A 10099-nucleotide genomic window follows, 5' to 3' on the forward strand; every position below is an offset into this window, starting at 1 on the left:
AGGCCCGCACAAGGCTTCGCGTTCTTCTTCATACAGGCTGGGACGATCACGCGGCATGCATCGCATCATATTCAAAGAAGAAATTACATCGGAGATCCACCTTTCATAACAGATTGGTCCGTAAGCAATCACAGTCGCTGCCTTGTTCATCAACCCATCAACGAGAAGGATGTTTCAACATGACGACCTACACCGAGCAATTTTCCGCTGCTGCCAAAGCCAACGCCGAAGCACAACTCGCGCTGTTCAGCCAGCTGGCGGCCAAGACTTTTGAAGGCGTGGAAAAACTGGTGGACCTGAATCTGAAGGCCGCCAAGTCCTCGCTCGAAGAAAGCCAGGCCGCTGCCCAGAAGCTGTTCGCGGCCAAGGATCCCCAGGAATTCTTCACCCTGACCAGCTCGCACGCCCAGCCGACGCTGGAAAAGTCGGTGGCCTATGGCCGTCACTTGAGCGGCATTTTCTCCAGCACCCAGGCTGAACTGACCAAGGCTGCCGAAGCCCAGATCGCCGAAGTCAACCGCAAGGTCGTGGCATTGATCGACGAAGCCGCCAAGAATGCGCCGGCCGGTTCCGAGCAAGCCATCTCGATCCTGAAGTCCACCATTGGCAACCTGAGCGCTGGCTACGAACAGTTCACCAAGAACGCCAAGCAAGCCGCCGAAGTGCTGGAAGCCAACGTCACCAACGCCGTGGAGCAAATCTCCCAGGCCGGTGCCAAGGTCAGCCGCGCTGCCAAGAAGTAATCCGCAGCTAGCCTACGGACGACAATGCCCCGGATCTCCGGGGCATTTTTTTCGCCTGTCGCCTGCGCTGGATGAACCAGGCGATGAGGCTCAGGCGCTGAGCTGGTACTCAGCCCGCAATGCGCGCAAGCCTTCCTGCATCCGGGCGAAGGCCGCTTCCACCTGGGCCGGATCGCCCTTGACGCCGAGGTCGATGTGGCGGCGGGTCTGGGCATCGCCCACGTGCGGCAGGCTGAACACCTTCACCTGCGGGAATTGCGCTTCGATGGCTTCCATCAGCGGGGTCAGGGTCGATTCCATCGCCTCGAACACCAGCATGGAGCGCTCGGCCCAGGCTTGGCGGTGGAACTGGTCGGCGTAATGGGTTTCCAGCACCCACTCGAACATCGGCCAAGCCATCACCGGGAAACCGGGCGCAAAGTAATGCGCACCCTCGCCGCTGGTGTTGCGCACCCAGAAGCCGGGGATCTTGTTGTAGGGATTGGGGATGATGGAGGCGCCTTGCGGGAATTCGCCCATCTTCAGGCGATGCAGGTTGTCGGCCGTCTCGAAGTCGGGCGTGGTACCCGCTTCACGGGCCATGTCGGCGATGCGTTCCTGGATCTTTTCCTTGGCCTCGGGATGCAGTGCCAGCGGTACACCGAGCGCGGCGGCGGCGCACTGGCGAGTGTGGTCGTCGGGCGTGGCGCCGATGCCGCCGGTGCAGAAGACCACGTCGCCGCTGGCCAGGGTGCGCTTCAAGGTCGCGGTGATGCGCTCGCGCTCATCGCCGATGTATTCGGCCCAGGAGAGTTGCAGGCCGCGCTGGCTGAGCAGCTCCAAGACCTTGGGGAAGTGCTTGTCGATGCGGCGCCCCGAGAGGATCTCGTCGCCGATGATGATCAGTCCGAATGCCATGAGTCTGTCTGCCCGAAAGTTGATGAAACACTGCGGCGATTATGCCCGATTCGGCTGCACCACGGCAGCGACCACCCTGCCCGGCCCTGCCGTGTTGCGCGTCAACCGGGTGTCACGTCGATGACTTCGCCAGCGGGCGGGCCATCGGGGGCCTGGCCGTTGCGATAGCGCAGCAGCGCTTCCAGGCAGTAGAACTGGAACCACAGGGCGGTAAACACGAACACCAGCACATACAGCCAGATCGCCACCGCCGCCAGGGCCGGCAGCAGGATCACCGACAGCACCCCACCCAGCCACAGCAAGGTGGGAGCCGCCCCCAGGGCGCCAGCGATGGTGCCCACCAGCAGCAGCGGCCAGCGATGCAGGTGCAGCACGACGCGCCGCTCTTCGGCGCTGGCGTAGTCGGCCAGGGTGTCATAGGCCATGACGCGATAAGTCAACCAGCCCCACAACAGCGAATGCACGACGAAGGCCAGCGGCGGGATCAGGAAGACCCAGATCGTGGCCAGCCACAGGACGGTGAAGACGGCGAAGCACCACAGCGAAGTCCAGAGACTGCCGGCGACGCTGCCGCCATGACGCTTCTCCAGCATGGGATAGTGGCGCGCGCCGATGTGGCGGGCGATGGCCGGGATGGTGAACAGGCCCACGAACACCAGGGCGGTGAGGATCATCAGCGGCAGCAGGGTCCACATCGCCAGCAGCGGCACCAGCACGGTTTTCAGCGCACTCATGCCGAACCAGGCCAACATGCTGCCGATCTCGCCGAACATGCTATTGGCGACGAAATAGGCTTGCAACCAGTCGATGATGGGTTGCAGTCCCAGCCACAGGCACACTGCCCACAGCGCCAACGAGACCACGAAGGGCAGCACCGTCAGCCACAACATGCGGATGTGCAGTTGCGCCAGCAAGGCGCGGCCGAAGGAAGCCAGGAACAAGCGCATCAGCGGGGCTTCCTGCGGGTGAATTCGACCAGGCGCTTCAAGCCCAGCCACTGCTGCGCCCAGAAGCCGCGTCCATAGTCGCGGCCCTTGCCGGCCGGGGGTGGCAGTTGGTCGCGCACGCCGGTCATGGCAAAGCCCTGGCTGAAGTGGGCGGTACGGAAGAGCACATCCCAGATCGGCAACAGCACCGCGAAGTTGTGCCCGCCCAGCGAATTGCGTCCACGGCTTTCATGGCCCAGGCCGATGGCGTGGTGGGTGCGATGGAAGCGCGGCGACACCAGCAGGTATTCGCCGATGCGGCCGAAATGGATGCGTACATTGGCGTGCTGCAGGCTTTGCAACATGCGCGAGAGCGAGACCAGCAGGATGTATTGCGAGGGCTCCACGCCGATCAGCACGGCGATCAGGCCAAAGATGATGTCGTGCACCAGGTTGTCCAGCATGTGGTTGCGGTCGTCGCTCCACAGGTTCATGTTCTGCTGGCTGTGGTGCAGGCTGTGCAGCGCCCACATCCAGCGCACATTGTGCTGGGCCCAGTGGTAGAGATATTCACACAGGTCCAGCACCACCATGTAGAGCAGGAAGCTCACCAGCGCGCGGTCGGTCACGCCGGGCCAGATCTGGTCCAGGTTGAAGGTGCCCCAGCCTTCCAGGTGCAGGGCCTCGGACAGATAGGACAGGGCCGGGTCCAGCAGCAGGAAGGCGATGATGGGGATGATGCCCAGGCGCTGCAGTACGGTGTAGATGAAGTCGTTCCAGCGCGCGCGCGGGTCGGTGATGGGATGGACCGGGATCATGGACTCCAGCGGGCGCAGGATCAGGAACAGGATCACCAGTTCGCAGATACCCACCAGGACGAATTCGGTGCCGGTGAAGGCTTCTTCGACGAATTCCCCCATGCCGATGAAAAACACCAGCGGTTGCACCACGGCTTGGAACAGCCAGCCCTGGACGGCGGCAAAGAGGTCGGAAATGGTCTGGATCATGGATAAGGCTTGATACGGTGTGACGGTGACAGCGCCGACTCCCCTCCCCTGGGCCGGCGCCGGCTTGGACTTGCGGCTGGCTTCAGTGTTCCTTGCCGGCCACGAACAGGTGGCGATAGGCCGGGTGCTCGCGCAGCGTGGCAAAGCAGAAGCCCTTCTGCTCCAGCCCGCTGATCAAGGGTTCCAGCACGGCCGGCGCCCACGGATCCTGGCGCGACCAGATGCCCATATGGGCAAGGAAGATATCACCATCCTTGAGGCCGTCGAGCGCCTTTTTCAGCAGCATCGCGTTGGGGAATTTGTCGCTGGGCAGTTCATCGCCCGAAAAACCGGCCGGCGCCCAGGCCACGTGGGCATAACCGCAGGCCTGGCCAGCCTTGAGCAGGTTGGGGGTCAGGCGTCCGCCGGGGGCGCGCCACAGCGGATCGAGCTTGTGGCCAGTCAGTTGCTGGAAGCGTTCATCGACCCGTTTCATTTCTTCGCAATACTGGGCCGGGGTCCATTGCAGCTTCTTGCCGGCCTGGGCGCCGAACTGCGGGCGCACTTCGATCTTGCCGCCCGGCAGGTCGCGCACCACGTAGACATGGTCAAAGGTATGCGTGCCAAACGCGTTGCCCTCGGCCACCAGGCGCTTCCACAGCGGCGCCCAGGCCGGGTCCAGCGAATAATCGCCGTGGATGGTCTTTTCGTTGGCGAGGAAGAAGGTGGCGTGGATGTGGTGGCGCTGCAGGGTCTGTTCGATCAGTTCGGCCTGGGACTGGCTGCCGGTATCGAAGGTCAGGTAGATCCTGCCCTTGCAGGCGGGGGCGGCAGTAGCTTCAGGCGCCGCCGATTGCGCCACGGCCTGGCCGGCCGCCAGGATGGCGAACAGGCACAGGCCGCGCAGGGAATGCTTGGAGATGGGTGGCATCATCGATAGGCCGTCAGCGGTGAGCGATCCTCAGATATCAGAGTTCAGAATTAAAAGCTCAGATATCAGGGGCGCGGTTGTACAGATAGATACCATGCGGCGAGCGTCCCACCGGGATCACCTTGGTCACCGAGCGGCTGGCCAGGTCGATCACGGCCACCTTCTTGACCCAGCGCAGCGTGGCCCACATGGTCTTGCCATCGGAGGTTACTTCCATGCAGTCGGGGCCGCCCGGTACCTTGATGGTGCCGACGTTTTCCAGGGTGTGCATATCGAGCACGCTGATGGTGTTGGCCACGCGGTTGGAGACATAGACGAAACGCTTGTCGCCCTGGCCGCGGAAGTTGTGCGCGCCAATGCCGGTCTTGATCTTCTTGACCACCTTCTGGGTGCGCCAGTCGACCACGGCCACGTAATCGGCGCCCATGATGCCCACCAGCAGGTACTTGTTGTCGGGGGTCATGATGATGCCGGCCGGCAGCTTGCCCACCGGCATGGTCCACTTGACCTGCTGGGTGGCCAGGTCGATGGCGCTGACCTGGTCGCTGCCCTGCTGGGTGATGAAGGCGGTGGTGCTGTCATTGTCGAAGGCGATGTGGCTGGGCGTTTTGGCCAGCGGGATGCGCTTGGACAGCTTCAGGTCGTGGCCGTCATAACGATAGACGTCGACCCGGTCCAGGCGCAGGCCGGTAGCCACGAACCATTTCTGGTCCGGGGTGAAGCCGATCTGGTAGGGATCGATGATGTCAGGCAGCTTGCGCTGCACGGCCCCGGTCTTGGGATCCAGGAACAGCAACTGGTTGCCGGTGGCGCTGGCCACGATCAGCGACTTGTTGTCGGGGGTGGCCATCAGGTGGTGCGGCTCCTTGCCCACCGAGAAGGTCGAGAGCTCCTTCTCGCCGGTTTCGTCCAGCAGCGACACCGAGGCATCGCCGGAATTGAGCACCACCACCACATTGGCGTGCGCCGAGGCCGCAAGGACGGCCGAGACACAGGCTGCACGCAAGGAAAGGGATAAAAGTTGGCTGAATCGACGCAACATGAAGAACTTTACTCAAAAATGCCTGATCTCATCGTGCACGAGGCACGTCCTCGCGGCTTAACGCTTGTCAGAAGCATCCCGCTGACAACCCCCAGAGGCAATATGAAAAAATTCTAGATTTTTGGTTTACACTGCCAGCCGTTCCGGTCGCACCTCGCCACCGGAAGCCTGGACGCCCGCCCCAGCAGCGCTTCGGCACTGCCGACAAAGGCTGGCGCACAGAATGTTTCCGCGGAGCATCTCGCCTCATCAGCCTGGCTCAGGAACTCGGCAAATCAGCCGACCACCCATCCTCTTACCGAAAGGAAACAGATGTCCATCACTACGACAGCTTCCGGGCTGCAATATGAAGAAATCAACATTGGCGCGGGCGACGAAGCCAAGGCCGGCAGCCACGTCACGGTGCATTACACCGGCTGGCTGCAAAACACCGACGGCACGGCCGGCAGCAAGTTCGACTCCAGCAAGGACCGCAACGATCCGTTCGCCTTCCCGCTGGGTGCCGGCCATGTCATCAAGGGCTGGGACGAAGGCGTACAGGGCATGAAGGTCGGCGGCATCCGCAAGCTGATCATCCCGGCCGGCCTGGGTTATGGCGCCCGTGGCGCCGGCGGCGTGATTCCGCCCAATGCCACCCTGATCTTCGAAGTCGAACTGCTGGCCGTCTGAGCCAGCGGGAGGAGAGACCCATGAGCACCCTGCAAGAACAGTTCGAAGCCGCCGTCGCGCAATCCAAGAGCCTGCCCGAGCGTCCCGACAACATGACCCTGCTGAAGATGTACGGCCTCTACAAGCAAGGCAGCAACGGTGACGTGCAGGGCGAACGCCCCGGCATGACCGACTTCGTGGCGCGCGCCAAGTTCGACGCCTGGGCCGCCTTGAAGGGCAAGCCGCAAGCCGAAGCGCAACAGGAATACATCGACATCTTCAATGAACTGAAGGGTTGATGCAGTCCCCGTGCTGCCGCTTGCGACAGCCAGAGCCGGACCGTGAAACGGGCGCACCTGCCAGGCAGGTGCGCCCGTTTTGCTTGATCGCGGCGACTGCGGATCAGCCCTTGAGCACGTCCGGGTTGAGCAGGTTGGGCGGACGCTGGCCCGACAAGGCGGCAATCAGGTTGTCGGCCGCACAGTTGGCCATGGCCAGGCGCGTGGGGGTGGAAGCGCTGGCGATATGCGGGGTCAGCACCACATTGGACAGCGCCAGGAATTCGGGCTTGAAGGCCGGTTCGTTCTCGAACACATCCACCCCGGCCGCAGCGATGCGGCCTTCGCGCAACGCCGCAATCAGCGCAGCATCATCGACGATGCCACCGCGGGCAATGTTGGTCAGGGTGGCAGTGGACTTCATCAGCGCCAGTTCGGCCGCGGCGATGGTGTGGTGGGTTTCCTTGGAATACGGCAGCACCAGCACCACGTGGTCGGCCTGGCGCAGCAGTTCTTCCTTGCTGACGTAACGGGCGTGGTTGGCGCGCGCTTCGAGCTCCGGTGCCAGGCGTGAACGGTTGTGGTACAGCACCTGCATGTCGAAACCCAGCGAACGGCGCGCAATGGCCTGGCCGATGCGGCCCATGCCGATGATGCCCAGGGTGGCGCCATGGATGTCGGGGCCGACGAAGCTGTCGTAGCTCCATTTCTTCCACTGGCCGGCGCGCAGGAAGTGTTCGGATTCGGTGATGCGGCGGGCGGCTGCCATCATCAGGGCCCAGCCGAAGTCGGCGGTGGTCTCGTTCAAGACATCGGGGGTATTGGTGGCCATCACGCCGGCCTGGGTAGCGGCGGCCACGTCGATGTTGTTGTAACCCACGGCCATGTTGCAGACTGCCTTCAATTGCGGGTTGGCGGCCAGGAGCGCCGCCGTGACCGGCTCGCTGGGGGTGGTGAAGAGGCCCTCCTTGCCCTGCGTCTTGGCCTGCAGTTCATCGGCTGTGTAGATGCGGTCATCCTGATTGGATTCGACCTCGAAATGCTGCTCCAGGCGGGCCAGGACTTCAGGGAAGACAGCGCGGGCGACGAAGATCTTGGGTTTCATAAGGGTCTCGTGTTGTCGTTGGTATGGGGGTGTGTCGGAATGAATGGATCAGAAAAAGAGCAAGCTCATGACGATGAACAGTGGTACCAGGATGCCCGCCGACCAGGCCAGGTAGCCGAAGAAACTGGGCATACGGATGCCGCGTTCCTCGGCAATGGCCTTGACCATCATGTTGGGCGCATTGCCGATATAGCTGTTGGCGCCCATGAAGACGGCACCGGCGGAAATGGCCGCCAGCGTCGAGGCCAGGGGCCCCATCAATTCACGCGCATCCCCGGACGCGGTGTTGAAGAACACCAGGTAGGTCGGCGCATTGTCGAGGAAGGATGACAGCAACCCCGTCATCCAAAAATACATGACATCGTCGGGCCGCCCATCGGGTCCGGTCACGGCCTTGACCACAGCGGCAAAGGCGCCCTGCTCGCCCGCGCGCAGCATGGCGATCACCGGGGCGATGGTGAGGAAGATGGCGGCAAAGAGCTTGCCCACTTCCAGCATCGGTCCCCAGCCGAATTCATTGCCCTGGCGCGCCGAGCTGGGAGTGAGCCATAGCGAGAGCACGATCACCACCAGCAAGGCGCCATCGCGCAGCAGGTTCTGCCATTGCAGCGGCACGCCCATCAGCTCGATGGCCACGCCCGGCTTCCACAACCCGCTCATCAATACCAGGGCGACCACCGCCAGCAGCAGCAGGAAGTTGAGCTTGCCTTCCAGTTGCAGCGAGGAATCAGGCGTGGGATCGAGCGCACGACGCTCCTCGCGGTTGAGGTAGAAGTAGCGGTCCAGCAGGTAGAAGATCGACAGCAGCGCAATGCACAGGAACAGCATCGGTCCCAGCAGGTAACGCGTCGTCCAGAAGAAGTCCACGCCCTTGAGGAAGCCCAGGAACAGCGGGGGATCGCCCAGCGGCGTCAAGGAGCCGCCGGCATTGGCCACCAGGAAGATGAAGAACACCACCACATGCACGGTGTGCTTGCGGTCATCGTTGGCACGGATGAGCGGACGGATCAGCAGCATGGCCGCGCCGGTAGTGCCCATGACGCTGGCCAGCAAGGTACCCAGCGCCAGCAATCCGGTATTGACGGCCGGCGTGCCATGCAGATTGCCGCGCACGCAGATGCCACCGGCCACGGTGAAGAGTGCGCTCAGGAGAATGATGAAAGGCAGGTATTCGGCCACCAGCGCGTGCACGCTGATGGCCAGCGCAGCATGGCTGCCATAGACGCTGGCCAAGGGCAGCAGCAAGGCCAGTCCCCAGGCCGCCGCGATCTTGCCGAAATGGTGATGCCACAAGGCCGGGGCAATCAGCGGCAGCACCGCGATGGACAGCAGCACGCCGGCAAAGGGCAAGGCCCAGGCCAGGGAAAGGCTGGCGCCGTCCAGCTCGGCGGCTTGCGCGACGGCAGGTAGCAGCAGTGCTGCGAGAGTGGATAGGCAAATTGTGAAAGCTCTGATCTGCAAATGAAGGTCCTGATGGCAAATAGAGGAGTTGGCTGTCGCACGACGAACTACATACACATACAGCCAGGAGGAGCCACACTATAACAGCCGCATGACCGCCTCCGAAGTGACCGAAAAAATTCCACGTATAGGTGTCAGTACATCAGCTGCGCAGCTGGCGCCAGACCTCACCCAACGTGACTGCATCGGGCCAGGCCCAGGACAGCAACAGTCCGCTCGCAGTCACCATCAGCAGCACCGCGAGGAAGGGCCGCCAGGTCCGCTGCAGCGCGGTTTCCAGCCAGTGCCGGTCGCTGCGGTAACCGAAGCGCCGATACAATCCCGCAGCCAGTAGAGCATCGAAGATCAGTTCGGAAAAGAGCACGGGCGCCACGCCCAGCAGCGTGACGACGGAATAAAGCGCGGCCGCGATCAGCGAGACCACCGACACGGCAAAGATCAGCAAGCCCAGCGCCTCGCCCAGATCGACGCCATCCAGCATTCCGCTGGCACCACTGCCGGCCTCAGTGCCATCGACCAGATCGAAGTCGACATTGGCGCTGGCGCCGCCGCCATCGAAGCTGCCACCGCCCCCTTGCCAGTGACGCACAGGGCGGGGCAGGGAAAAATTGACGGGGACATCGCTGATGAATTCAGATCCATTCCCGCAGTCGTCACTGCGCCGCCGTTCACCCTGCTCGGGCAGGACACCTGAGGGCGGCCGTCCAGCGCTGCCTGCTGTCACACCGGCCAGGCTGGCGGCACTGGCGGTTCGCCGATCACGTCGGCGCAGCAGCCACAGCCATATCCACAGCAACAACAGGAAGCCTGGATACGCCACCAGGCAGGCCAGGGCATAACGCACACCCATGTTGTGCCAGCCATGCCGCAGCATCAGCGCCGAGGCGAGCAATCCAAGACTGGCGGCCAGCGTGATGAGCAGCAGCATGAACAGGCGCGGGAAGCCGCGATGACGGATCATGCTGCCTAGACGTGCCGTGCGCACATGACGGAACAAGAGCGGCTTCTTCAAGCCCTGCCTTCCCATTGCGATGGCCGCATCGATGGCACCCTCGTCAAGCCTGATCTGGAACACCTGGCGC

The 10099-nt window shown here is 63.0% G+C and carries 11 protein-coding genes; 3 read left to right on the top strand and 8 right to left on the bottom strand.

Annotated features, from left to right (window positions below):
- Nucleotides 1–179 precede the first annotated feature (179 nt).
- Nucleotides 180–743 carry a phasin family protein gene (locus tag I5W_RS21555; RefSeq protein WP_017454221.1) on the top strand — a complete coding sequence of 188 codons (564 nt, stop codon included), beginning with the start codon at nt 180–182 and terminating at the stop codon, nt 741–743.
- A 90-nt stretch (nt 744–833) separates the two neighbouring features.
- Here I5W_RS21555 and I5W_RS21560 read toward each other — a convergent pair whose 3' ends face one another.
- The 5 genes from I5W_RS21560 to I5W_RS21580 form a co-directional block, all read right to left on the bottom strand.
- Nucleotides 834–1640: a competence/damage-inducible protein A gene (locus tag I5W_RS21560; RefSeq protein ID WP_044530773.1), complete on the bottom strand. Its 807-nt coding sequence runs from the start codon at nt 1638–1640 to the stop codon at nt 834–836.
- Nucleotides 1641–1741: 101 nt separating this feature from the next.
- The gene (locus I5W_RS21565; RefSeq protein WP_017454219.1) at nt 1742–2587 is read right to left on the bottom strand and encodes an EI24 domain-containing protein; all 846 of its coding nucleotides are present in this window, start codon (nt 2585–2587) and stop codon (nt 1742–1744) included.
- Nucleotides 2587–3573 carry a sterol desaturase family protein gene (locus I5W_RS21570; protein ID WP_017454218.1) on the bottom strand — a complete coding sequence of 329 codons (987 nt, stop codon included), beginning with the start codon at nt 3571–3573 and terminating at the stop codon, nt 2587–2589. The genes I5W_RS21565 and I5W_RS21570 overlap by 1 nt, the downstream gene beginning before the upstream one ends.
- An 82-nt stretch (nt 3574–3655) precedes the next feature.
- A complete protein-coding gene (locus I5W_RS21575) occupies nt 3656–4486 on the bottom strand; it encodes a polysaccharide deacetylase family protein (protein WP_017454217.1) in 831 nt (276 codons plus the stop codon).
- Nucleotides 4487–4541: 55 nt separating this feature from the next.
- A complete protein-coding gene (locus I5W_RS21580; RefSeq protein ID WP_044530774.1) occupies nt 4542–5525 on the bottom strand; it encodes a YVTN family beta-propeller repeat protein in 984 nt (327 codons plus the stop codon).
- A gap of 312 nt (nt 5526–5837) precedes the next feature.
- On the opposite strand from I5W_RS21580, the gene I5W_RS21585 reads away from it, so the two are divergent.
- Nucleotides 5838–6194: an FKBP-type peptidyl-prolyl cis-trans isomerase gene (locus I5W_RS21585; RefSeq protein WP_017454215.1), complete on the top strand. Its 357-nt coding sequence runs from the start codon at nt 5838–5840 to the stop codon at nt 6192–6194.
- Between the two features lie 20 nt (nt 6195–6214).
- On the top strand, nt 6215–6472 hold the full coding sequence (locus tag I5W_RS21590) for an acyl-CoA-binding protein (protein ID WP_017454214.1): 258 nt from the start codon (nt 6215–6217) through the stop codon (nt 6470–6472).
- Between the two features lie 103 nt (nt 6473–6575).
- On the opposite strand, the gene I5W_RS21595 is transcribed toward I5W_RS21590, so the two are convergent.
- The 3 genes from I5W_RS21595 to I5W_RS21605 all read right to left on the bottom strand — a co-directional run.
- Nucleotides 6576–7556: a 2-hydroxyacid dehydrogenase gene (locus I5W_RS21595; protein ID WP_044530775.1), complete on the bottom strand. Its 981-nt coding sequence runs from the start codon at nt 7554–7556 to the stop codon at nt 6576–6578.
- A 48-nt stretch (nt 7557–7604) separates the two neighbouring features.
- The gene (locus tag I5W_RS21600) at nt 7605–9017 is read right to left on the bottom strand and encodes a sodium:proton antiporter (protein WP_044530776.1); all 1413 of its coding nucleotides are present in this window, start codon (nt 9015–9017) and stop codon (nt 7605–7607) included.
- A 142-nt stretch (nt 9018–9159) separates the two neighbouring features.
- Nucleotides 9160–10099, bottom strand: a 940-nt coding sequence (locus tag I5W_RS21605; protein WP_252717168.1) for a hypothetical protein, incomplete at its 5' end; no start/stop codon positions are given.

The sequence above is a fragment of the Herbaspirillum sp. B65 genome (assembly GCF_000333555.1).
GTDB classification, from domain to species: Bacteria; Pseudomonadota; Gammaproteobacteria; order Burkholderiales; family Burkholderiaceae_D; genus Herbaspirillum; species Herbaspirillum rubrisubalbicans.